Origin of the sequence: Cronobacter universalis NCTC 9529, assembly GCF_001277175.1 — a bacterium.
Classification (GTDB): domain Bacteria; phylum Pseudomonadota; class Gammaproteobacteria; order Enterobacterales; family Enterobacteriaceae; genus Cronobacter; species Cronobacter universalis.
The window spans coordinates 4,242,631-4,266,925 of sequence record NZ_CP012257.1 but is presented as its reverse complement, the minus strand read 5'-3'; the positions used below and the strand labels follow the sequence as shown (position 1 = coordinate 4,266,925).

The 24,295-nt window shown below is 55.7% G+C and carries 18 protein-coding genes, 1 tRNA gene and 3 rRNA genes; 16 read left to right on the top strand and 6 right to left on the bottom strand.

Annotation, left to right across the window (positions count from 1 at the left end):
* The first annotated feature begins 102 nt into the window (after window positions 1-102).
* The 7 genes from kup (at window position 103) to rbsR (ending at window position 7,980) form a co-directional block, all read left to right on the top strand.
* Complete coding sequence (gene kup / locus AFK65_RS19720; protein WP_007703609.1) at window positions 103-1,974, top strand: low affinity potassium transporter Kup; 1,872 nt, start codon at window positions 103-105, stop codon at window positions 1,972-1,974.
* 192 nt (window positions 1,975-2,166) lie between these two features.
* The gene (rbsD, locus tag AFK65_RS19715) at window positions 2,167-2,586 is read left to right on the top strand and encodes a D-ribose pyranase (protein WP_032805060.1); all 420 of its coding nucleotides are present in this window, start codon (window positions 2,167-2,169) and stop codon (window positions 2,584-2,586) included.
* A gap of 7 nt (window positions 2,587-2,593) precedes the next feature.
* Window positions 2,594-4,099, top strand: a complete 1,506-nt coding sequence (gene rbsA, locus AFK65_RS19710) for a ribose ABC transporter ATP-binding protein RbsA (protein WP_007703605.1) — start codon at window positions 2,594-2,596, stop codon at window positions 4,097-4,099.
* 7 nt (window positions 4,100-4,106) lie between these two features.
* Window positions 4,107-5,072 (top strand): ribose ABC transporter permease, encoded by a 966-nt coding sequence (gene rbsC, locus AFK65_RS19705; protein ID WP_007703596.1) that lies wholly within the window; start codon window positions 4,107-4,109, stop codon window positions 5,070-5,072.
* Window positions 5,073-5,098: 26 nt separating this feature from the next.
* Window positions 5,099-5,986 (top strand): ribose ABC transporter substrate-binding protein RbsB, encoded by an 888-nt coding sequence (gene rbsB, locus AFK65_RS19700; protein ID WP_007703594.1) that lies wholly within the window; start codon window positions 5,099-5,101, stop codon window positions 5,984-5,986.
* A gap of 65 nt (window positions 5,987-6,051) precedes the next feature.
* Window positions 6,052-6,981, top strand: coding sequence for a ribokinase (gene rbsK / locus AFK65_RS19695; RefSeq protein WP_007703591.1), 930 nt, complete (start codon window positions 6,052-6,054; stop codon window positions 6,979-6,981).
* Window positions 6,982-6,996: 15 nt separating this feature from the next.
* Complete coding sequence (rbsR, locus tag AFK65_RS19690; protein ID WP_038858544.1) at window positions 6,997-7,980, top strand: ribose operon transcriptional repressor RbsR; 984 nt, start codon at window positions 6,997-6,999, stop codon at window positions 7,978-7,980.
* Here the strand turns inward: rbsR and mdtD are convergent.
* Both mdtD and AFK65_RS19680 read right to left on the bottom strand, forming a co-directional pair.
* Window positions 7,977-9,371 (bottom strand): multidrug transporter subunit MdtD, encoded by a 1,395-nt coding sequence (gene mdtD, locus AFK65_RS19685; RefSeq protein WP_007703588.1) that lies wholly within the window; start codon window positions 9,369-9,371, stop codon window positions 7,977-7,979. The genes rbsR and mdtD overlap by 4 nt on opposite strands.
* A 13-nt stretch (window positions 9,372-9,384) precedes the next feature.
* On the bottom strand, window positions 9,385-10,086 hold the full coding sequence (locus AFK65_RS19680; protein ID WP_038858546.1) for a FadR/GntR family transcriptional regulator: 702 nt from the start codon (window positions 10,084-10,086) through the stop codon (window positions 9,385-9,387).
* A gap of 466 nt (window positions 10,087-10,552) precedes the next feature.
* On the opposite strand from AFK65_RS19680, the gene AFK65_RS19675 reads away from it, so the two are divergent.
* From AFK65_RS19675 to rrf, 4 genes are all read left to right on the top strand, one after another.
* Window positions 10,553-12,095 (top strand): 16S ribosomal RNA (locus AFK65_RS19675).
* Window positions 12,096-12,174: 79 nt separating this feature from the next.
* Window positions 12,175-12,250, top strand: a tRNA-Glu gene (locus tag AFK65_RS19670).
* A 201-nt stretch (window positions 12,251-12,451) separates the two neighbouring features.
* A 23S ribosomal RNA gene (locus AFK65_RS19665) occupies window positions 12,452-15,353 on the top strand.
* Window positions 15,354-15,443: 90 nt separating this feature from the next.
* Window positions 15,444-15,559, top strand: a 5S ribosomal RNA gene (gene rrf / locus AFK65_RS19660).
* The 16S, 23S and 5S rRNA genes sit together here with 1 tRNA gene alongside, the layout of an rRNA operon.
* Before the next feature lie 138 nt (window positions 15,560-15,697).
* On the opposite strand, the gene mobB is transcribed toward rrf, so the two are convergent.
* Together mobB and mobA are read right to left on the bottom strand one after the other, a co-directional pair.
* On the bottom strand, window positions 15,698-16,210 hold the full coding sequence (mobB, locus tag AFK65_RS19655; protein ID WP_007703586.1) for a molybdopterin-guanine dinucleotide biosynthesis protein MobB: 513 nt from the start codon (window positions 16,208-16,210) through the stop codon (window positions 15,698-15,700).
* On the bottom strand, window positions 16,210-16,788 hold the full coding sequence (gene mobA, locus AFK65_RS19650) for a molybdenum cofactor guanylyltransferase MobA (protein ID WP_007703585.1): 579 nt from the start codon (window positions 16,786-16,788) through the stop codon (window positions 16,210-16,212). Before mobA ends, mobB begins: the two co-directional genes overlap by 1 nt.
* A 66-nt stretch (window positions 16,789-16,854) precedes the next feature.
* Here mobA and AFK65_RS19645 point away from each other — a divergent pair, with 66 nt between their 5' ends.
* From AFK65_RS19645 to dsbA, 3 genes are all read left to right on the top strand, one after another.
* Window positions 16,855-17,124: a YihD family protein gene (locus AFK65_RS19645; RefSeq protein WP_007703566.1), complete on the top strand. Its 270-nt coding sequence runs from the start codon at window positions 16,855-16,857 to the stop codon at window positions 17,122-17,124.
* A gap of 76 nt (window positions 17,125-17,200) precedes the next feature.
* Window positions 17,201-18,187, top strand: a complete 987-nt coding sequence (locus tag AFK65_RS19640) for a serine/threonine protein kinase (protein WP_007703564.1) — start codon at window positions 17,201-17,203, stop codon at window positions 18,185-18,187.
* A gap of 27 nt (window positions 18,188-18,214) precedes the next feature.
* Window positions 18,215-18,838: a thiol:disulfide interchange protein DsbA gene (gene dsbA, locus AFK65_RS19635; RefSeq protein ID WP_032805770.1), complete on the top strand. Its 624-nt coding sequence runs from the start codon at window positions 18,215-18,217 to the stop codon at window positions 18,836-18,838.
* Window positions 18,839-18,864: 26 nt separating this feature from the next.
* Here dsbA and AFK65_RS19630 read toward each other — a convergent pair whose 3' ends face one another.
* Entirely contained in the window at window positions 18,865-19,773 is a 909-nt protein-coding gene (locus tag AFK65_RS19630) for an acyltransferase (RefSeq protein WP_007703551.1), read from the bottom strand.
* Between the two features lie 428 nt (window positions 19,774-20,201).
* On the opposite strand from AFK65_RS19630, the gene polA reads away from it, so the two are divergent.
* Window positions 20,202-22,985 carry a DNA polymerase I gene (gene polA, locus AFK65_RS19625; protein ID WP_038858559.1) on the top strand — a complete coding sequence of 928 codons (2,784 nt, stop codon included), beginning with the start codon at window positions 20,202-20,204 and terminating at the stop codon, window positions 22,983-22,985.
* A 164-nt stretch (window positions 22,986-23,149) separates the two neighbouring features.
* A complete protein-coding gene (locus tag AFK65_RS22495; protein WP_071892919.1) occupies window positions 23,150-23,197 on the top strand; it encodes a spot 42 RNA, inhibition of DNA synthesis in 48 nt (15 codons plus the stop codon).
* A gap of 93 nt (window positions 23,198-23,290) precedes the next feature.
* Here the strand turns inward: AFK65_RS22495 and yihA are convergent, their stop codons facing one another.
* Window positions 23,291-23,926 carry a ribosome biogenesis GTP-binding protein YihA/YsxC gene (gene yihA, locus AFK65_RS19620; RefSeq protein ID WP_038858628.1) on the bottom strand — a complete coding sequence of 212 codons (636 nt, stop codon included), beginning with the start codon at window positions 23,924-23,926 and terminating at the stop codon, window positions 23,291-23,293.
* Window positions 23,927-24,295 lie beyond the last annotated feature (369 nt).

Below are 24,295 nucleotides of genomic sequence, written 5' to 3'. Positions count from 1 at the left end.
TCGGTGATTGAGGGGTACGATTTTTTAACGAATCGTGCATACTGTGCGCTTTTTGTGGGCCAAGGGACGAAGCGCACACGGGATTTCAACGAAGACTAGTCTATGAGCACTGAGAATAAGCAGTCGTTGCCTGCGATTACGCTGGCGGCTATCGGGGTGGTGTACGGCGATATCGGCACCAGCCCGCTTTATACATTACGAGAGTGTCTTTCCGGCCAGTTTGGGTTTGGCGTGGAGCGGGACGCCGTTTTTGGCTTTCTTTCTTTAATTTTCTGGCTGTTGGTTTTTGTTGTTTCTTTTAAATATCTCACCTTTGTTATGCGGGCGGACAACGCCGGCGAAGGCGGTATCCTGACGCTGATGTCGCTGGCCGGGCGCAATACCTCGGCGCGCATGACGTCGGTGCTGGTGATCCTCGGGCTTATCGGCGGCAGCTTCTTTTATGGCGAGGTGGTGATTACGCCCGCCATTTCGGTGATGTCGGCCATCGAAGGGCTGGAAATCGCCGCGCCGTCGCTAGACCCGTATATCGTTCCGCTCTCTATCGTCGTACTGACGCTGCTGTTTATTATCCAGAAACACGGCACCGGCATGGTGGGAAAACTCTTCGCGCCGATTATGCTCGCCTGGTTTTTGATTCTGGCGATACTCGGCGCGCGCGGCATTATGAACAACCCGGAAGTGTTGCAGGCGCTGAACCCGGTCTGGGCGGTGCATTTCTTCCTGGAATATAAAGCGGTTTCCTTTGCGGCCCTGGGCGCGGTGGTGCTGTCGATTACCGGCGTTGAAGCGCTGTACGCTGATATGGGGCATTTCGGTAAACTGCCGATCCGCGTGGCGTGGTTCTCGGTGGTGCTGCCTTCTCTGGTGCTGAACTACTTCGGCCAGGGCGCGCTGCTGCTGAAAACGCCGGAAGCGATCAAAAACCCCTTCTTCCTGCTGGCGCCGGACTGGGCGCTGATCCCGATGCTGATCCTGGCGACGCTCGCCACGGTTATCGCGTCGCAGGCGGTGATTTCCGGCGTCTTCTCCCTGACCCGTCAGGCGGTGCGCCTGGGGTATCTGTCGCCGATGCGTATTATCCATACCTCGGAGATGGAATCGGGCCAGATCTATATCCCGGTGGTGAACTGGATGCTCTATTTCGCGGTGGTGATTGTCATCGTGAGCTTCGAGCACTCCAGTAATCTCGCGGCGGCTTACGGCATCGCGGTAACCGGCACGATGGTGCTGACGTCGATTCTGTTTTCCACCGCGGCGCGTAAAAACTGGCACTGGAACCGCATTCTGGTGGGCCTGATGGTGACGGCGTTTCTGTGCGTTGACGTACCACTCTTTTCGGCGAACCTGGAGAAACTCTTCTCCGGCGGCTGGCTGCCGTTAAGCCTGGGTCTGGTGATGTTCATTATTATGACGACCTGGAAAAGCGAGCGCTTCCGCCTGCTGCGCCGCATGCATGAGCACGGCAATTCGCTGGACGCCATGATCACCTCGCTTGAGAAATCGCCGCCGGTCCGCGTGCCGGGCACCGCGGTGTATATGTCCCGCGCGCTGAACGTGATTCCGTTCGCGCTGCTGCATAACCTCAAGCACAACAAAGTGCTGCATGAGCGCGTGATCCTGCTGACGCTGCGTACCGAAGACGCGCCTTACGTCCATAACGTGAAGCGCGTGACGCTCGAACAGCTGTCGCCGACGTTCTGGCGCGTGGTGGCGAGCTATGGCTGGCGCGAAACGCCGAACGTGGAAGAGATTTTCCATCGCTGTGGGCTGGAAGGCTTAAGCTGCCGGATGATGGAAACCTCCTTCTTCATGTCGCACGAGTCGCTCATTATTGGTGATAATCGCCCCTGGTATTTGCGCCTGCGCGGCAAACTGTTCCTGCTCTTACAGCGCAACGCCTTACGCGCGCCAGACCAGTTTGAGATCCCGCCAAACCGCGTTATCGAGCTGGGAACGCAGGTCGAGATTTAATCCTTAAGCGAAACGCCTTCCGCACTCCGGGAGGCGTTTTTTCATGGTGGTCGCGCTCTCTTTTTTCTCTCAGTTTTTCCTTAAGCGAAACGTTTCGATGGCGATCACAGTTTCGCAACGTCATGTTTGTTTATTGTTCATTTAGCCGGATAAACTCCCTGTTAGCGAAACGTTTCGCTGATGGAGCAAAAAATGAAAAAAGGCACCGTTCTTCATTCCGGCATTTCATCCGTCATCTCGCGTCTTGGCCACACGGATACCGTTGTGGTGTGCGACGCCGGGCTGCCGATTCCGTCCACGACTGAACGTATCGATCTCGCGCTGACCCAGGGCGTGCCGGGATTCTTACAGGTGGTTGATGTCGTGACGCGTGAAATGCAGGTCGAAGCGGCGATCCTCGCAGAAGAGATTAAACAGCATAATCCGCAGCTCCACGAAACGTTGCTCGGGCAGATCGAGCGGCTGCAGCAGCACCAGGGAAATATCATCGCTGTTCACTATGTTTCACATGAACAGTTCAAACAAAAAACCGCGGACAGTCAGGCGGTCATTCGCAGCGGGGAGTGTTCCCCGTATGCGAATATCATTCTCTGTGCCGGCGTCACGTTCTGAGGCCGCCATGGAACCTTTACTCCAGCTCAAAGGCATTGATAAATCCTTCCCCGGCGTTAAGGCGCTTTCCGGCGCGACGCTGAATGTCTACGCCGGACGCGTAATGGCGCTGGTGGGGGAAAACGGCGCCGGTAAATCCACGCTGATGAAAGTGCTGACCGGCATCTATACCCGCGACGCCGGTTCGCTGCTCTGGCTCGGCCAGGAGACGACCTTCAGCGGGCCGAAAGCCTCTCAGGAAGCCGGTATCGGTATCATTCATCAGGAACTGAACCTGATCCCGCAGCTTTCCATCGCGGAAAACATCTTTTTAGGGCGCGAGTTTGTCAGCCATTTCGGCAAAATCGACTGGAAAAAGATGTATGCCGAAGCGGACAAACTGCTGGCGAAGCTCAACCTGCGCTTTAACAGCCGCCGGCTGGTGGGCGAGCTGTCGATAGGCGATCAGCAGATGGTGGAAATCGCCAAAGTGCTGAGTTTTGAATCGCGCGTCATCATTATGGATGAACCCACCGACGCCCTGACCGATACCGAAACCGAATCCCTGTTCCGCGCCATCCGCGAGCTGAAATCGCAGGGCTGCGGGATTGTCTATATCTCCCACCGCATGAAAGAGATTTTTGAGATCTGCGATGACGTGACGGTGATGCGCGACGGCCAGTTTATCGCCGAGCGTGAAGTCAGCTCGCTCACCGAAGAGACGCTGATCGAGATGATGGTCGGCCGCAAGCTTGAAGATCAATACCCGCATCTCGACAAAGCGCCGGGCGAGATCCGTCTGAAAGTCGACAACCTGAGCGGCCCTGGCGTGAACGGCGTGAGTTTTACGCTGCGTCAGGGAGAAATCCTGGGCGTGTCAGGGCTGATGGGCGCGGGCCGCACCGAACTGATGAAAGTGCTGTACGGCGCGCTGCCGCGCACGGGCGGTCGCGTCACGCTGGATAACCGCGAGGTGGTGACGCGCTCCCCGCAGGACGGGCTTGCCAACGGCATCGTTTATATCTCCGAAGACCGCAAACGCGACGGGCTGGTGCTCGGCATGTCGGTGAAAGAGAACATGTCGCTGACCGCGCTGCGCTATTTCAGCCGCGACGTCGGCAGCCTGAAGCATAAAGATGAGCAGCAGGCGGTCAGCGATTTTATTCGCCTCTTCAATGTAAAAACGCCGTCGATGGACCAGGCCATTGGGCTGCTGTCCGGCGGCAACCAGCAGAAAGTGGCGATCGCCCGCGGGCTCATGACGCGCCCGAAAGTGCTGATCCTCGACGAGCCGACCCGCGGCGTGGACGTCGGAGCCAAAAAAGAGATTTATCAGCTCATTAACCAGTTCAAAGCCGACGGGCTGAGCATCATTCTGGTCTCGTCTGAGATGCCGGAAGTGCTGGGAATGAGCGATCGCATCATGGTGATGCATGAAGGGCATCTCGGCGGTGAATTCACACGCGAGCAGGCCACCCAGGAACTGCTGATGGCGGCGGCTGTCGGCAAGCTCAATCGCGTGACCCAGGAGTAAAAGACGTATGACTACCCAGACCATTGCGACTCGTCGCTTTTTCACCAAAGCGTGGCTGATGGAGCAAAAGTCGCTGATAGCCCTGCTGGTGCTGATTGCGATTGTCTCCACCCTGAGCCCGAATTTCTTTACCGTTAACAATATGCTGAACATTCTCCAGCAGACATCGGTGAACGCCATCATGGCGGTCGGGATGACGCTGGTGATCCTTACCTCGGGTATCGATCTGTCCGTCGGTTCCCTGCTGGCGTTAACCGGGGCGGTCGCCGCCTCGCTCGTCGGTATTGAGGTCAACGCGCTGGTGGCGGTGGCTGCCGCCCTCGCGCTTGGCGCGGCTATCGGCGCGGTGACCGGCGTGATTGTGGCGAAAGGCCGCGTACAGGCGTTTATCGCTACGCTGGTGATGATGCTGCTGCTGCGTGGGGTGACGCTTCAGTACACCAACGGCAGCCCGGTCAGTACGGGTTTTAACGATAACGCCGATCTGTTTGGCTGGTTCGGTATTGGCCGTCCTCTGGGCGTCCCGACGCCGGTGTGGATCATGGCGCTGGTGTTCCTGGTGACCTGGTATGTGCTGCACCACACCCGTCTGGGCCGCTATATTTACGCGCTGGGCGGCAACGAAGCGGCGACGCGTCTGTCGGGCATCAGCGTCAATAAAATCAAAATCATCGTCTATTCGCTGTCGGGCCTGCTGGCGTCGCTGGCGGGCGTGATAGAAGTGGCGCGTCTCTCTTCGGCGCAGCCGCTGGCGGGCGCGGGCTATGAGCTGGACGCCATCGCGGCGGTCGTGCTCGGCGGCACCAGCCTTGCCGGCGGTAAAGGTCGCATTGTTGGGACGCTGATCGGCGCGCTGATCCTCGGTTTCCTGAATAATAGTCTGAATCTCTTAGGTGTTTCTCCCTATTACCAGATGATCGTCAAAGCAGTGGTCATTTTGCTGGCGGTGCTGGTGGATAACAAAAAGCAGTAACTCATTACTCAACAGGACATCTGATTATGAATATGAAAAAGCTAGCTACACTGGTTTCCGCCGTGGCGTTAAGCGCGACCGTCAGCGCCAACGCGATGGCGAAAGACACGATTGCTCTGGTGGTTTCAACGCTCAACAACCCGTTCTTCGTCTCGCTGAAAGATGGCGCGCAGAAAGAAGCGGAAAAACTGGGTTACGAGCTGGTGGTGCTGGATTCCCAGAACAACCCGGCGAAAGAGCTGGCGAACGTGCAGGATCTGACCGTGCGCGGCACCAAACTTGTGCTGATTAACCCGACCGACTCCGACGCGGTGGGTAACGCCGTGAAGATGGCGAACCAGGCGAAAATCCCGGTAATTACCCTCGACCGTATGGCCTCGAAAGGCGACGTAGTGAGCCATATCGCGTCTGATAACATCGCGGGCGGTAAAATCGCCGGTAACTATATTGCGAAGCAGGCCGGTGACGGCGCGAAAGTGATCGAACTGCAGGGCATCGCAGGCACCTCTGCGGCTCGCGAGCGCGGCGAAGGCTTTAAGCAGGCCGTAGAAGCGCACAAGCTGGACGTGCTGGCCAGCCAGCCGGCGGATTTCGATCGCACCAAAGGTCTGAACGTGATGCAGAACCTGCTGACCGCGCATCCTGATGTGAAAGCGGTATTCGCGCAGAACGACGAAATGGCGCTGGGCGCCCTGCGTGCGCTGCAAACCGCGGGTAAAACCGATGTGTTGGTGGTGGGTTTCGACGGCACCGCTGACGGCGTGAAAGCGGTTCAGGATGGTAAGATGACCGCGACCGTGGCGCAGCAGCCGGAGCAGATCGGCGTTATCGGCGTACAGACCGCGGATAAAGTGCTGAAAGGCGAGAAAGTGCGCGCCCGCATCCCGGTCGATCTGAAGCTGGTTATCAAATAAAACCGTCATAAAGAAAAGCAGGGCAATGCGCCACAGGACGTGGCGCTTTTACAGGGACACACAACATGAAAAGCGCTGACCAACTCGTCGTTCTCGGCAGTATCAATGCCGACCATATCCTTAACCTTGAGGCCTTCCCCGCGCCGGGCGAGACCGTGACCGGCAGCCAGTACCAGGTGGCGTTCGGCGGTAAGGGCGCCAATCAGGCCGTCGCGGCCGGGCGCAGCGGCGCGGAGATCGCGTTTGTCGCCTGTGTGGGCGAGGATGATATCGGCGAGCGCATTCGCCAGCAGCTTTCACGCGACAAGATTGATGTCTCGCCTGTCAGCGCCGTTGCGGGCGAATCGACCGGCGTGGCGCTGATTTTCGTCAATGGCGAAGGTGAAAACGTCATTGGCATTCATGCTGGCGCGAACGCGGCATTAACGCCCGCGCGTGTAGAACAGCAGCGGGAGAAAATCGCCAACGCCCGCGCGCTGCTGATGCAGCTGGAGTCGCCGGTAGAAAGCGTTATCGCCGCCGCGCGCATCGCGCATGAACACCAGACCACCGTCATTCTTAACCCGGCACCCGCCCGCGCGCTTTCTGACGATCTGCTGGCGCTGGTGGATATCATTACCCCCAATGAAACCGAAGCGGAAAAACTTACCGGCGTAAAAGTCGTTGATGACGGCAGCGCGGCGCAGGCCGCCAGGGTACTGCACCAGAAAGGTATTGAAACGGTCATCATTACGCTCGGCAGCCGCGGCGTATGGCTGAGCATGAACGGCGAAGGGCAACGCGTGCCCGGCTTTAGCGTGAAAGCCGTCGATACCATCGCCGCTGGCGACACCTTCAACGGCGCGCTGATGACGGCGCTACTGGAAGGCACGCCGATGCTTACGGCTATCCGCTTCGCCCATGCTGCCGCGGCTATCGCCGTGACGCGTCCTGGCGCGCAGCCCTCTGTTCCGTGGCGCGACGAGATTGACGCCTTCTTACAAGCGCAGGGGTAAGCCATCGTGGCGACAATGAAAGATGTCGCCCGCCTTGCGGGTGTCTCCACCTCCACCGTCTCGCACGTCATTAATAAAGACCGCTTCGTCAGCGAGGCGATCCGCCTGCGGGTGGAAGACGCCATCAAAACGCTGAATTACGCGCCGTCAGCGCTGGCGCGCAGCCTGAAGCTGAACCAGACCCGCACCATCGGCATGCTGATCACCGCAAGCTCTAACCCCTTTTTCTCCGAGCTGGTGCGTGGCGTGGAGCGTAGCTGTTTTGAGCGCGGCTATAGCCTGGTGCTGTGTAATACCGACGGCGACGAGCAGCGCATGAACCGCAATCTGGAGACGCTGCTGCAAAAACGCGTCGACGGACTGCTGCTGCTTTGCACCGAAACGCATCAGCCCTCTCCCGCCATTATGAAGCGCTACCCGGCTATTCCTACCGTGATGATGGACTGGTCGCCCTTCGACGGCGACAGCGATGTGATTCAGGATAACTCGCTGCTGGGCGGCGATATCGCCACGCGATATTTAATCGATAAAGGCTATACGCGTATTGCCTGTGTAACTGGCCCGCTGGATAAAACGCCGGCGCGTCTGCGCCTTGAAGGGTATCGCACCGCGATGCAGCGGGCGGGCCTGCCGGTGGCGGAAGGTTATGAGGTGATCGGCGATTTTGAATTCGCGGGCGGCCTGCGGGCGATGCAGTCGCTGCTGGCGCTGCCCGAGCCGCCGCAGGCGGTATTTATGGGAAATGACGCGATGGCGGTCGGCGCTTACCAGGCGCTTTATCAGGCTGGCCTTCGCATTCCTCAGGATATCGCGCTGGTGGGTTACGACGATATAGAGCTTGCAAGCTATATGACGCCGCCGCTGACCACCATTCATCAGCCCAAAGATGAGCTGGGCGAGCTGGCCATCGATGTGCTGATTCATCGGATGGCGCAGCCGGAGCTTCAGCAGCAGCGTTTGCAGTTAACGCCGGTGCTGACGGTGCGCGGCTCCGCTTAGGCTTTGTGGCGATCTTTTATAAGGTTACGGCCATCTTTAGGGCGTAACAGCATAAAGACCAGCGACGACACTACGGTAATCACGCCCATCGTAATAAAGGTGTAGTGGAACTGCTCGACGGTATTGGCGTTATCGAACCCTTCATAGAAGCGCAGCACCGCGGCGCTGACCGCAACACCAAGGCTTATCGACAGCTGCTGCGTTACCGCCAGCATACTGTTGCCGCCGCTGGCGCTTTCATCGTTAAGATCCGCAAGCGTAATGGTATTCATCGCGGTGAACTGCGTGGACATCGCAAGGCCCAGCACAAACAGCGGCAGGATCAGCAGCCAGACCTGGTTATCCGGCGACTGTAACGAGAACTGCGCAATCATCAGCCCGATAAACAGCGTGATGCCGACCAGCGTTTTTCGATAGCCAAACCAGCGCAGCACCTGCGTTACGCCAGATTTCGCGATAATCGACCCGACTGCTGTCGGCGCCATCATGCAACCGGCGATAAACGCCGGATAGCCAAAGCCTACCTGGAGCATTAGCGGCATCAGAAACGGTACGCAGCCTGTACCCAGACGGGAAGCGATATTCCCGGCGATGCCGACGGAAAAGGTGCGCGTTTTGAACAGAGAAAGCGAAATCAGCGGCGCGCTGTGCCGACGCGCATGCCAGATATAAGCCATCATCAACAATAACCCACCGGCAATAACGGCGAGCGCCATCCAGGTGGCCACGATACGCTCGCCAAACAGCTCCATTCCGCTCGAAAACAGCACCAGGCTCAGACCGAACAGAAAGAAGCCCGGCATATCAAAGCGGCGGCGCGGCGTGGTGAAGTTAGGCATATATTTACGCGCATAGAACAGGCCGGCGACGCCAATCGGAATATTGATCAGGAAAATCCAGTGCCAGCTTGCCCAGGTGACCAGCACGCCCCCGAGCAGCGGCCCGAGAATGGGGCCGACCAGGCCTGGCATCGTCACGAAATTCAGCACCGGCAGAAGCTCGCTTCGCGGGTAGGCGCGCAGAAGCGCGAGACGCGCCACCGGCATCATCATGGCGCCGCCAATACCCTGCACAATACGGAATATCACCAGTTCGCTCAGCGACCCGGACATGGCGCAAGCGAGCGAACCGAGGGTAAACAAGGAGACGGCCGTCATGAAGACGCGGCGGGTGCCGAAGCGATCGGCCAGCCAGCCGCTGACCGGGATTAACATCGCGACAGTCAGGGTGTAGCTGATAATCGCGGACTGCATCGCCAGCGGCGAGCGGTTAAGACTTTGAGCGATAGCCGGCAGGGCTGTGTTGAGAATGGTGGCATCCAGTGCCTGCATAAAAAAGGCCATTGCCGCTATCCACGGCAGGCCCGCCATACTGCGCGCTTTTTTAGTCATGCGGATCCTGTTGTTATATTTCCTGCGATGCGGTCGCCTGCAAAAGCGACTGACAGGCGCGATACGCCTCTTCGCTTTGGGACGAGAGAATGGCGTCCGCTATCGCCTGATGAATGTCGGGCTTGATAACCTGGTTGTGCGTTATCGACGTGAAATAATTGTAATAGATGGAGCGGAACAGACTGGCGAAAGCGGTCATAAAAGGATTGCCGCTCATTTCATAGATCAGCTCATGATAGGCCATGTCGGTTTCTATCCAGCGTTCGCGGTTAAAAGCGACCTGGAGCGCGGCCATCTCATCAAGCGTGTTCCTGAAGCGCTGCTTTTGCTCATCGGTACCGTTTAGCGCGGCCAGCGCGCAGGCCTGAGGTTCAAGACTGTGGCGCATCACCAGAAAGTGATTAACTACGGTCGTGAAGGTTTCGATGCCCATCCACCACGTCAGCAACTCTTTATCCAGAAAGTTCCACTGGCTCTGGGGCAGCACGCGCGTGCCAATGCGCGGGCGTGGTAAAACCAGACCTTTGGCGGTCAGCGTTTTCACGGCCTCTCTTACCGCCGTGCGGCTCACGCCGAACTGTTCGCCCAGCTCCATCTCGCCGGGTAAAATCTCGCCTGGCTTGAACTCTCCTTTAAGGATGCGTTGCGCCAGCTTTTCGGCCAGGACATAAGAAAGGTTCTTTTGGGCGGCCTGTTGATGCGCCAGTAACGACATAATGGCAGTTCCTTCAGCTGTACATCGCGCAGTAGTATGCCACCGCAGGGCATGATCTGATGTAAAAAACGGCAAATAACAGGCTATATGGCGGTTTTACGCGATAAATGGTGAAAAAAAGCGCGCTTAGAAAGTTTTTTTAAATTTCCTCTTGTCAGCTGAGAAGAACTCCCTATAATGCGCCTCCACTGACACGGCACAACGGCGAACGAGCCGGCCCGTCAGGCAGACGAAAGCGAAAATAAACGCTTGACTCTGAAAGAGGAAAGCGTAATATACGCCACCTCGCGACAGCAGGCTGAAGGCCGCGTCGCACCGCTCTTTAACAATTTATCAGACAATCTGTGTGGGCACTCGGGGCACTGATATCTTAACGTCTACGGACGATAAACGAATATCAAGTCTCAAGTGAACAACAGTTAATTCATTACGAACTAACAGTTTAATTCTTTGAGCATCAGACTTTTAATTGAAGAGTTTGATCATGGCTCAGATTGAACGCTGGCGGCAGGCCTAACACATGCAAGTCGAACGGTAACAGAGAGCAGCTTGCTGCTCTGCTGACGAGTGGCGGACGGGTGAGTAATGTCTGGGAAACTGCCTGATGGAGGGGGATAACTACTGGAAACGGTAGCTAATACCGCATAACGTCTTCGGACCAAAGTGGGGGACCTTCGGGCCTCATGCCATCAGATGTGCCCAGATGGGATTAGCTAGTAGGTGGGGTAAAGGCTCACCTAGGCGACGATCCCTAGCTGGTCTGAGAGGATGACCAGCCACACTGGAACTGAGACACGGTCCAGACTCCTACGGGAGGCAGCAGTGGGGAATATTGCACAATGGGCGCAAGCCTGATGCAGCCATGCCGCGTGTATGAAGAAGGCCTTCGGGTTGTAAAGTACTTTCAGCGAGGAGGAAGGGGTTGTGGTTAATAACCACAGTCATTGACGTTACTCGCAGAAGAAGCACCGGCTAACTCCGTGCCAGCAGCCGCGGTAATACGGAGGGTGCAAGCGTTAATCGGAATTACTGGGCGTAAAGCGCACGCAGGCGGTCTGTTAAGTCAGATGTGAAATCCCCGGGCTCAACCTGGGAACTGCATTTGAAACTGGCAGGCTTGAGTCTCGTAGAGGGGGGTAGAATTCCAGGTGTAGCGGTGAAATGCGTAGAGATCTGGAGGAATACCGGTGGCGAAGGCGGCCCCCTGGACGAAGACTGACGCTCAGGTGCGAAAGCGTGGGGAGCAAACAGGATTAGATACCCTGGTAGTCCACGCCGTAAACGATGTCGACTTGGAGGTTGTGCCCTTGAGGCGTGGCTTCCGGAGCTAACGCGTTAAGTCGACCGCCTGGGGAGTACGGCCGCAAGGTTAAAACTCAAATGAATTGACGGGGGCCCGCACAAGCGGTGGAGCATGTGGTTTAATTCGATGCAACGCGAAGAACCTTACCTGGTCTTGACATCCAGAGAATCCTGCAGAGATGCGGGAGTGCCTTCGGGAACTCTGAGACAGGTGCTGCATGGCTGTCGTCAGCTCGTGTTGTGAAATGTTGGGTTAAGTCCCGCAACGAGCGCAACCCTTATCCTTTGTTGCCAGCACGTGATGGTGGGAACTCAAAGGAGACTGCCGGTGATAAACCGGAGGAAGGTGGGGATGACGTCAAGTCATCATGGCCCTTACGACCAGGGCTACACACGTGCTACAATGGCGCATACAAAGAGAAGCGAACTCGCGAGAGCAAGCGGACCTCATAAAGTGCGTCGTAGTCCGGATTGGAGTCTGCAACTCGACTCCATGAAGTCGGAATCGCTAGTAATCGTGGATCAGAATGCCACGGTGAATACGTTCCCGGGCCTTGTACACACCGCCCGTCACACCATGGGAGTGGGTTGCAAAAGAAGTAGGTAGCTTAACCTTCGGGAGGGCGCTTACCACTTTGTGATTCATGACTGGGGTGAAGTCGTAACAAGGTAACCGTAGGGGAACCTGCGGTTGGATCACCTCCTTACCTGAAAGATACAACCTCGTAGTGCTCACACAGATTGTCTGATAGAAAGTAAAGAAGCAGGGTTGTCTGCGAAAGCGAAGTCCCTTTCGTCTAGAGGCCCAGGACACCGCCCTTTCACGGCGGTAACAGGGGTTCGAATCCCCTAAGGGACGCCACCTGCTGGTAATGAGTGAAAGGCGTTACCGATTAATATCTCAAAACTGACTGTAAAGTCACGTTTGAGATATTTGCTCTTTAACAATCCGGAACAAGCTGAAAATTGAAACAGACACGCTGTTGCATTCTTCCGTAATAAGGAATGCGCGGTGTGTCAGAGTCTCTCAAACTCGCAGCGCGAAGACTTCTTCGGGTTGTGAGGTTAAGCGAACAAGCGTACACGGTGGATGCCCTGGCAGTCAGAGGCGATGAAGGACGTGCTAATCTGCGAAAAGCGCCGGTAAGGTGATATGAACCGTTATAACCGGCGATGTCCGAATGGGGAAACCCGGTGCACTTCGGTGCATCATCGTTTGATGAATACATAGTCAAACGAGGCGAACCGGGGGAACTGAAACATCTAAGTACCCCGAGGAAAAGAAATCAACCGAGATTCCCCCAGTAGCGGCGAGCGAACGGGGAACAGCCCAGAGCCTGAATCAGCGTGTGTGTCAGTGGAACGGTCTGGAAAGGCCGGCGATACAGGGTGACAGCCCCGTACACGAAGGCACACAGGTTGTGAGCTCGATGAGTAGGGCGGGACACGTGATATCCTGTCTGAAGATGGGGGGACCATCCTCCAAGGCTAAATACTCCTGACTGACCGATAGTGAACCAGTACCGTGAGGGAAAGGCGAAAAGAACCCCGGCGAGGGGAGTGAAACAGAACCTGAAACCGTGTACGTACAAGCAGTGGGAGCCTTCGTAAGAGGGTGACTGCGTACCTTTTGTATAATGGGTCAGCGACTTATATTCTGTAGCAAGGTTAACCGCATAGGGGAGCCGAAGGGAAACCGAGTCTTAATTGGGCGTTAAGTTGCAGGGTATAGACCCGAAACCCGGTGATCTAGCCATGGGCAGGTTGAAGGTTGGGTAACACTAACTGGAGGACCGAACCGACTAATGTTGAAAAATTAGCGGATGACCTGTGGCTGGGGGTGAAAGGCCAATCAAACCGGGAGATAGCTGGTTCTCCCCGAAAGCTATTTAGGTAGCGCCTCGTGAACTCATCTCCGGGGGTAGAGCACTGTTTCGGCTAGGGGGCCATCCCGGCTTACCAACCCGATGCAAACTGCGAATACCGGAGAATGTTATCACGGGAGACACACGGCGGGTGCTAACGTCCGTCGTGAAGAGGGAAACAACCCAGACCGCCAGCTAAGGTCCCAAAGTCATGGTTAAGTGGGAAACGATGTGGGAAGGCCCAGACAGCCAGGATGTTGGCTTAGAAGCAGCCATCATTTAAAGAAAGCGTAATAGCTCACTGGTCGAGTCGGCCTGCGCGGAAGATGTAACGGGGCTAAACCATGCACCGAAGCTGCGGCAGCGACACTATGTGTTGTTGGGTAGGGGAGCGTTCTGTAAGCCTGTGAAGGTGTGCTGTGAGGCATGCTGGAGGTATCAGAAGTGCGAATGCTGACATAAGTAACGATAAAGCGGGTGAAAAGCCCGCTCGCCGGAAGACCAAGGGTTCCTGTCCAACGTTAATCGGGGCAGGGTGAGTCGACCCCTAAGGCGAGGCCGAAAGGCGTAGTCGATGGGAAACAGGTTAATATTCCTGTACTTGGTGTTACTGCGAAGGGGGGACGGAGAAGGCTATGTCGGCCGGGCGACGGTTGTCCCGGTTTAAGCGTGTAGGCTGACTTTCCAGGCAAATCCGGAAGGTTAAGGCTGAGGCGTGATGACGAGGCACCACGGTGCTGAAGTGACAAATGCCCTGCTTCCAGGAAAAGCCTCTAAGCATCAGGTAACATCAAATCGTACCCCAAACCGACACAGGTGGTCAGGTAGAGAATACCAAGGCGCTTGAGAGAACTCGGGTGAAGGAACTAGGCAAAATGGTGCCGTAACTTCGGGAGAAGGCACGCTGACATGTAGGTGAAGCCCCTGCGGGTGGAGCTGAAGTCAGTCGAAGATACCAGCTGGCTGCAACTGTTTATTAAAAACACAGCACTGTGCAAACACGAAAGTGGACGTATACGGTGTGACGCCTGCCCGGTGCCGGAAGGTTAATTGATGGGGTTATCGCAAGAGAAGCTCCTGATCGAAGCCCCGGTAAACGGCGGCCGTAACTATAACGGTCCTAAGGTAGCGAAATTCCTTGTCGGGTAAGTTCCGACCTGCACGAATGGCGTAATGATGGCCAGGCTGTCTCCACCCGAGACTCAGTGAAATTGAACTCGCTGTGAAGATGCAGTGTACCCGCGGCAAGACGGAAAGACCCCGTGAACCTTTACTACAGCTTGACACTGAACATTGAGCCTTGATGTGTAGGATAGGTGGGAGGCTTTGAAGCGTGGACGCCAGTCTGCGTGGAGCCAACCTTGAAATACCACCCTTTAATGTTTGATGTTCTAACCTGGCGCCGTGATCCGGCGTGGGGACAGTGTCTGGTGGGTAGTTTGACTGGGGCGGTCTCCTCCCAAAGTGTAACGGAGGAGCACGAAGGTCAGCTAATCCTGGTCGGACATCAGGAGGTTAGTGCAATGGCATAAGCTGGCTTGACTGCGAGAGTGACGGCTCGAGCAGGTGCGAAAGCAGGTCATAGTGATCCGGTGGTTCTGTATGGAAGGGCCATCGCTCAACGGATAAAAGGTACTCCGGGGATAACAGGCTGATACCGCCCAAGAGTTCATATCGACGGCGGTGTTTGGCACCTCGATGTCGGCTCATCACATCCTGGGGCTGAAGTAGGTCCCAAGGGTATGGCTGTTCGCCATTTAAAGTGGTACGCGAGCTGGGTTTAGAACGTCGTGAGACAGTTCGGTCCCTATCTGCCGTGGGCGCTGGAGAATTGAGGGGGGCTGCTCCCAGTACGAGAGGACCGGAGTGGACGCATCACTGGTGTTCGGGTTGTCATGCCAATGGCACTGCCCGGTAGCTAAATGCGGAAGAGATAAGTGCTGAAAGCATCTAAGCACGAAACTTGCCCCGAGATGAGTTCTCCCTGAGACTATAAGTCTCCTGAAGGAACGTTGAAGACGACGACGTTGATAGGCCGGGTGTGTAAGCGCAGCGATGCGTTGAGCTAACCGGTACTAATGAACCGTGAGGCTTAACCTTACAACGCCAAAGAAGTCTGGCGTGTTGAGAGAGACATTCAGCTTGTGACGGATAACGTTCATGGCGAAAGCGGTGGACGGACAGAATTTGCCTGGCGGCTGTAGCGCGGTGGTCCCACCTGACCCCATGCCGAACTCAGAAGTGAAACGCCGTAGCGCCGATGGTAGTGTGGGGCCTCCCCATGCGAGAGTAGGGAACTGCCAGGCATCAAATAAAGAACCCCTCAGCACCGCTGAGGGGTTTTTGCTTTTTAGCGCCCCGAGCACCCGGAGAAAAAGATAAGGCTACCGGCCTCAGCTCTTCATCCTTTTCCATCCGCCTCCCTTCCCTGAATAACTCCTCACTTAGCGCTGTTGCGCCAGCCAGTCAGCGATAAACGCCGCGATCTGCGCCGGATCGTTAATATCCAGTACAGGTAATTCCGCCTCAGATAGCGGTCTGTCACTGGCAATGGCGATAACATGATCATCCGGCGCCAGTTCTGCGGGGTCCCGCCCGGTGCCCTCCCGGAACAACATAATTTTCGCGATCGCGTCATGTTTAAACCCTTCAACCAGAATCAGATCCAGCTGTGAGCTGTTCATCCTGCTCGCCAGATAGTGCAGGTCCGGCTCAGCCTCGTCCGGCGTCTCCGTCATCAACGCCCAGCGTTTCGCGCTGGCGACCAGCGTCTGCGCCGCGCCCGCTTTGCGAAGCTCATAACTGTCTTTGCCCGGCGTATCCACGTCCATATCGTGGTGAGTATGCTTAATGAGCCCTGGCCGTATGCCTCGTTCGCGCAGTAGCGGAATCAGGGCCTTAAGCAGCGTCGTTTTTCCCGTACCGCTCCACGCGGCAATCCCCAGTAACGGAACCATTATTCCTCCTGCCAGCGTTCAAGCTCGGCCAGCGTATTCACATTGGCAAAGTCATCTTTATTCGCAAACGTCACGCCACAGCCATTAATCTCACGCATGAAAACCATCACACGGCGTTCTCCTCGCGCAAGGTATTCGGCCAGAGGCACCTTAACGGATTGATGCATCAGCGCAATGGCAGGGTGATCGCGCTCGCCATCGTTAACCCATACGGCAGGGCGCGCTTCTTTCGCGGTCCACAGACGTTGCGCGAGATCGGCCGGAATATGCGGCGTGTCGCACGGGCAAAAGAGATACCATTCGCTATGACGCTGCTGCATAACAGCAAGCATTCCCGCAAGTGGCCCTGGAAAATCCGGGAGGGTATCGGTAATGACCGGATAACCGCATTCGCGATAGGCGTTCAAATCCCGGTTAGCGCTCACCGCAACGTGCGCTACCTGCGCCGCCAGGCGCTCCGCCACATGCCTCCAGAGCGCTTTGCCATTCAGTTGCATCAGCCCTTTGTTCCGCCCGCCCATTCGCGTCGCACGGCCGCCCGCCAGCACCACGCCGGTAATCGCGCTAAGCTTATCCAAGAATATCACCTCTTTTCATACGGTTTTGTCCCTGCTAACGTGTCAGCCAGATAAAAGGAGACCCTGATGAAATGCAAACGTCTTAATGAAGTTATCGAACTGCTTCAGCCGGCCTGGGAAAAAGAGCCCGATCTCAACCTGCTGGAGTTCCTGCAAAAGCTGGCCGCTGAATCCGGTTTTACCGGCGAACTGGCCGATCTTACCGATGATATCCTGATTTATCAGTTAAAAATGCGTGACGCTGATAAAGACGCCGTGATCCCTGGCATCCAGAAAGATTACGAAGACGATTTTAAAACCGCCCTGTTGCGCGCCCGCGGCGTGATAAAAGAGTAAAAGCTTGTAAGAGACGCTCTCGCTGCGGCTTTGAGATGATATCCTGAAGCATTGCTTGTGTTTTCCGGATATCGGGATGACAGATAACGCTTTTAATTTCCAGACGCTACAGCCAGACACCATCATGGACGCCCTGTTTGAACACGGGATTCGTGTGGATTCTGGCTTAACCGCGCTTAATAGCTTTGAAAACCGCGTTTATCTTTTTCAGGATGAAGATCGTAAGCGTTTTGTTGTGAAGTTTTACCGCCCTCACCGCTGGAGCGCCGATCAAATCCGCGAAGAGCATCATTTCGCGCTGGAGCTGGAAAACGACGAAGTCCCGGTTGCCGCGCCGCTGCGTCTTCATGGCGATACGCTGTTAACGCATGATGGCTTTATGTTTGCCGTCTTCCCGGGCCTTGGCGGCCGTCAGTATGAAACGGATAACCTTGACCAGATGGAATGGGTTGGCCGCTATCTGGGTCGTATTCATCAGACCGGCAAACAGCGGCTCTTCTCGCACCGTCCGACCATCGGCATCAATGAATACCTGCTGGAGCCGCGCGCGGTCTATGAGGCGAGCACGCTTATTCCTGCTTCGCTCAAGGCGGCATTTTTGCAGGCAACCGATGCGCTGACGAACGCGGTAACCGCTCGCTGGCAGCCAGGTTATGACGCCCTGCGTCTGCACGGCGACTGCCATCCAGGCAATATTCTCTGGCGCGACGGCCCACTGTTTGTCGATCTTGATGACGCCCGCAACGGTCCGGCCATTCAGGATCTCTGGATGTTGCTGAACGGCGATACGGCCGAACAGCGCATGCAGATGGAAACCATTCTGGAAGCCTACGAAGAGTTCACTACATTCAATATCAAAGAGCTTGAGCTGATAGAGCCGCTGCGCGCGATGCGACAGGTCTACTATCTGGCCTGGCTTATCCGCCGCTGGGAAGATCCCGCGTTTCCACGCAACTTCCCCTGGCTTGCGGAAGAAGATTTCTGGCGCCGTCAGACGGCGACTTTTAACGAGCAAATTCGGGCGCTCAATGAGCCTCCTTTACAACTAACGCCAATGTATTGATCTGTAATATTCAGGAGAGAGTAAATGATGAAGAAGATTTGGCTGGCGCTGGCCGGTATGGTGATGGCATTCAGCGTTTCCGCCGCCGACTACGCTGACGGGAAGCAGTACAACACGCTGGAGAAGCCGGTTGCCGGAGCTCCGCAGGTGATGGAGTTCTTCTCCTTCTACTGCCCGCACTGCTACCAGTTTGAAGAAGTGCTGCATATTTCCGACGGCGTGAAGAAAAAGCTGCCGGCAGGCACTAAAATGACTAAATATCACGTCGAGTTCCTGGGCCCGCTGGGTAAAGAACTGACGCAGGCGTGGGCGGTAGCGATGGCGATGGGCATCGAAGATAAAATTACGACCCCGATGTTTGAAGCGGTGCAGAAAACCCAGACCGTACAAACGCCCGCCGATATCCGCAAAGTCTTTATCGATGCGGGTGTAAAGCCGGAAGAATATGACGCCGCCTGGAACAGCTTTGTCGTGAAATCGCTCGTGGCGCAGCAGGAAAAAGCGGCGGCTGATGTTGGCCTGCAGGGCGTGCCTGCCATGTACGTTAACGGTAAATATCAGCTGAATCCGCAGGGTATGGATACCAGCAATATGGATGTCTTTGTCCAGCAATATGCGGATACCGTTAACTACCTGCTTGGCAAAAAGTAAGCATATTAAATAACTAAAAAAGCCGGTCACTGACCGGCTTTTTTATGTTGCTGATAAATGGCTTCAAGTCTGGCGTCTTTCTCGTTCCACAATCCATTGAGCCACTGCTGAAAACCCCGTTTAAAGTTTTTATCATTAACGTAATCGCCGTGCAGCGAGGCCTCCACCGGCAATAAATCGATATGCACCACGATGCGCGTTAACTTTCCGCTCAGCATATCGTAAAACGGCGTGCGGTTATTTTCCGGGTAGCAAAGCGTCACGTTTAACATCTTATCGAACTGTTTCCCCAGTACGTTTAACGTCATCGCAATGCCCGCCGCTTTTGGCGGAAGTAAATGCCGGAAGGGTGAACGCAGCTGGCGCTGTTTTTCTTCGGTAAAACGTGAGCCTTCAACGAAATTCACGATGGTTGTCGGATGATGGCGGAATTTCTCGCAGGAGCGGCGCGTGGTTTCCACATCCTTGCCGCGTCGTTCGGGGTGACGCAGCAGATAGCTGCGGGAATAACGGCGCATAAATGGCATATCCAGCGCCCAGCAGGCGAGCCCAATAAAGGGCACCCAGGCAAGCTGCTGTTTCAGAAAATATTTATTCATCGGAATATGCTTACGAAACAGCACGCACAGCACCACAATATCCGCCCAGCTATGGTGATTGCAGATAAGTAAATACCAGCTCTTTTTATTTAACCCGGTGAGCCCATGAACTTCCCATTTGAGATGCGGGTTCAGGCGCAGCAGTAATGCCAGCCCTTCGCACCAGCAATACATCATAAAATTACAGAAGCGGGAAACCGAGCGCCAGACCGCCGGCAACGGCAGCAGCAGCTTAATTATTCCGGCAAGGATAATCGGCACGGAACATAAAATAGTTACCACAATAGTCAACGCGACGCTCAGCATAAGCGTCATCGCAGCGAGTAATCTCGACATAATAGTTTTCAGGCGATTCGATAAAATGCCGGGGACGGCAGAGGGCGCAGATTCTAACAGAAAACATTCTGACGTAATGAGCCTAAACGTAACCTGCGATGAATAAACCCCTGCTTTAAGCGTGCTTCAGACGAAACGGCAAAAGCCGTTTTTTATATCCACAATAAAACTTTTCCGCCAAAAAATAATTAGCGACGTCAGGGTTTTTATAAGTTTATGATTTATTGGGTTATTTACAGCGCTTCGCTACGTTTTTATCTCACGTTATTAATAGCTTAGGTTTTTGTGCACAAAGTTATCCACAGGCAGCATTGCGAGTGATCGCGCGGATCGACAAAACTTTCCCTGCGATCGGCCCTTTGGGTTTCATGTTTTGCGCCAGGCTATGGCATCCTTTATCCATAACTTCATTATCAGGCACGGACATTATGGTTCAGATCCCAGAAAATCCCCTTATTCTCGTCGATGGCTCTTCTTACCTGTATCGGGCGTATCATGCTTTTCCGCCGCTCACCAACAGCGCCGGCGAGCCCACCGGCGCGATGTATGGCGTGCTGAATATGCTGCGCAGCCTGATACTGCAGTACCAGCCGACCCACGCGGCCGTGGTGTTCGACGCGAAAGGCAAAACCTTCCGCGATGAACTGTTCGAGCACTATAAATCGCACCGTCCGCCGATGCCTGACGATCTGCGCGCGCAGATTGAACCGCTGCATGCGATGGTTAAAGCGATGGGCCTGCCGCTTCTTGCGGTCTCCGGCGTGGAGGCGGACGACGTTATCGGCACGCTCGCCAAAGAAGCCGCCGCCGCTGGCCGGGCGGTGCTCATCAGCACCGGCGATAAAGACATGGCGCAGCTTGTCACGCCAGACGTCACGCTTATCAATACCATGACCAACACCGTGCTGGGCCCGGAAGAAGTGCGCGCGAAATATGGCGTGCCGCCGGAGCTTATCATCGACTTCCTGGCGCTGATGGGCGACTCGTCCGATAACATTCCGGGCGTGCCGGGCGTCGGCGAGAAAACCGCCCAGGCGCTGTTACAGGGGCTCGGCGGTCTGGACGCGCTCTACGCCAACCCGGAGAAAATCGCTGAGCTCTCCTTCCGCGGCGCTAAAACCATGGCGGCGAAGCTTGAGCAGAACAAAGAGGTGGCGTATCTCTCCTATCAGCTGGCGACCATTAAAACCGACGTGGAGCTGGAGCTGAGCCACGATCGTCTGGAAGTGCAGCAACCGCTGGCCGATGAACTGCTCGCGCTCTTCCGTCAGTACGAATTTAAGCGCTGGACGTCCGATCTCGAAGCCGGCAAATGGCTCCAGTCCCGTGGCAAACCCGCCGCGAAGCCCACAGAAACCATTGTCGTCGACGCGGAGCCGGAAGAAGAGGCCGTCGCGCTTTCTGCGGAGCGCTATGTCACCATTCTTGATGAAGAGACGCTTCAGGCGTGGATCGAGCGCATTAAAAACGCGCCGGTGGTGGCTGTGGACACCGAAACGGACAGCCTGGATAACCTGACAGCTAACCTCGTCGGCATCTCGTTCGCCACCGAGCCTGGCCTTGCCGCCTATATTCCGGTCGCGCATGATTACCTCGACGCGCCGGATCAGCTGTCCCGCGATCGCGTGCTGGAATTATTAAAACCGCTGCTGGAAGACGACTCGCTGGTGAAAGTGGGCCAGAACCTGAAATTCGACCGCGGCATTTTGCAGAACTACGGCATTGAGCTGCGCGGCATTGTCTTCGACACCATGCTGGAATCTTACATTCTGGACAGCGTCTCCGGCCGCCACGATATGGACAGCCTGTCCAGCCGCTGGCTTAAACACACCACCATCACGTTTGAGCAGATCGCCGGCAAAGGTAAAAACCAGCTCACGTTTAACCAGATCGATCTCGAACAGGCCGGGCGCTACGCGGCGGAAGACGCCGACGTGACGCTCCAGCTGCACCTGAAGATGTGGCCGAAACTCCAGCAGCACAAAGGCCCGCTGAATATCTTTGAACACATTGAGATGCCGCTGGTGCCGGTGCTGTCGCGTATTGAGCGCAACGGCGTGAAAATCGATCCGGCGGTGCTGCACGCGCATTCGCAGGAGATTGCCCTTAAGCTCGCCGAGCTTGAGCAAAAAGCGCATGAGATTGCGGGCGAGCCGTTTAACCTCTCCTCCACCAAACAGCTGCAAACCATCCTGTTTGAAAAGCAGGGCATCAAGCCGCTGAAGAAAACGCCGGGCGGCGCGCCGTCTACCTCAGAAGAAGTGCTGGAAGAGCTGGCGCTCGACTACCCGCTGCCGAAAGTCATTCTGCAATACCGCGGCCTTGCGAAGCTGAAATCGACTTACACCGATAAACTGCCGCAGATGATTAACCCGAAAACCGACCGCGTGCACACCTCCTATCATCAGGCGGTCACGGCCACTGGCCGTCTGTCGTCCACCGATCCGAACCTGCAAAACATTCCGGTGCGTAACGACGAAGGCCGCCGTATCCGCCAGGCGTTTATCGCGCCGGAGGATTATGTAATTGTCTCGGCGGACTACTCGCAGATTGAGCTGCGCATCATGGCGCATCTCTCGCGCGATAAAGGGCTGCTCAGCGCGTTTGCGGAAGGCAAAGATATCCACCGCGCGACGGCGGCGGAAGTGTTCGGTCTGCCGCTGGAGAGCGTCTCTAACGAGCAGCGCCGCAGCGCCAAGGCGATTAACTTCGGTCTCATTTACGGCATGAGCGCGTTCGGCCTGTCGCGCCAGCTCAATATCCCGCGTAAAGAGTCGCAGAAGTACATGGATCTCTACTTCGAGCGTTATCCTGGCGTGCTGGAGTATATGGAGCGCACCCGCAAGCAGGCGAAAGAACAGGGCTATGTGGAAACGCTGGACGGGCGTCGCCTTTACCTGCCGGATATCAATGCCAGCAACGCGGCGCGGCGCGCAGGCGCTGAGCGCGCGGCGATCAACGCCCCGATGCAGGGAACGGCCGCAGACATCATCAAACGCGCCATGATCGCGGTCGATGGCTGGCTGGAGAAAGCGCAGCCGCGCGTCAAAATGATCATGCAGGTGCACGATGAACTGGTGTTCGAAGTGCATAAAGATGACGTGGAAGCGGTATCGCAGAAAATCCATGAACTCATGGAAAACAGCATGCAGCTTGACGTGCCGTTGCTGGTGGAAGTGGGCAGCGGCGTAAACTGGGATGAGGCGCACTGATGCTCAAACGCGCGTGGTCGCTTTTGTAACTTAGCAACATAACTAATAGATTTTTGTGATAATCATTAGAAATTGCTATGTAAAGGATGAAAAGAAATTACAAAAAGTGCTTTTTCCCGTCATAAAAAAAGGGTAGAGTTATCGACGTAGGGTACAGAGGTAAGATGTTCTATCTTTCAGACCTTTTACTTCACGTAATCGGATTTGGCTGAATATTTTAGCCGCCCCAGTCAGAAATGACTGGGGCGTTTTTTATTGCGTCGGAAAAAGCGGACGCGCGAGCCAGGCCCGCGCCGGAGAAAGGGTTACGCTTGCGGGGCGGCGTCTTCGGCCACAGACGGCAGATCGTTAAACCAGCTGTCCAGCTTAATGCGCAGCTTATCCACGCCTGTTTTCTTCAGTGAAGAAAACGCTTCAACCTGCACATCGCCATTAAAGGCAATCACCGCTTCACGCACCATATTCAGCTGCGCTTTACGCGCGCCGCTCGCCAGTTTGTCGGCTTTGGTCAGCAGCACCAGAACGGGAATACCGCTGTCCACGGCCCACTCAATCATCTGCTGGTCGAGATCTTTCAGCGGATGGCGAATATCCATCAGCACCACCAGGCCTTTCAGGCACAGGCGTTTTTCCAGGTATTCACCCAGCGCGCGCTGCCATTTGCGCTTCATCTCTTCCGGGACTTCGGCGTAGCCGTAGCCTGGCAGATCCACCAGGCGCTTGCCGTCGGCGACTTCAAACAGGTTAATCAGCTGCGTGCGTCCCGGCGTTTTACTGGTGCGCGCCAGGCTTTTCTGATTGGTCAGCGTATTGAGCGCGCTGGATTTCCCGGCGTTGGAGCGGCCTGCGAATGCCACCTCAATGCCGGTATCGGAAGGCAGGTGGCGAATATCTGGCGCACTGGTCACAAAGTGCGTCTGTTGATAGTTCAACTGAGTCAAAACGGTCGTCTCCGTCAGGATAAGCTTAAGCAATAGCCGCGATTATACCTGAACAGGGATAAAAGGCTGTTGTTCTCTCCCGAGGCTTACAAAATGCCCTGGCGAGATGTAAGAGATCCGCCCGCCTTATGTTGAGATTTCGCCAGTATTAAAAACCGCTCTGTAAGTTTTAGTTAAGTAAAAACAGTGAGTTAACCTTGCAGAAATGTCCGAAAATGGACTTTTAGAGCCGTTTGCGGCTTGAGCCCCTCGCTCAGACTGGTAAAGTAATGGTCACGGGCAACGGAGTGTCGCAACGGATAATAACTCAGGATGAGGGGTCTGGAGCGTCAGGGTGACGAAGCACACAGCATACCAGGACGGTAAACG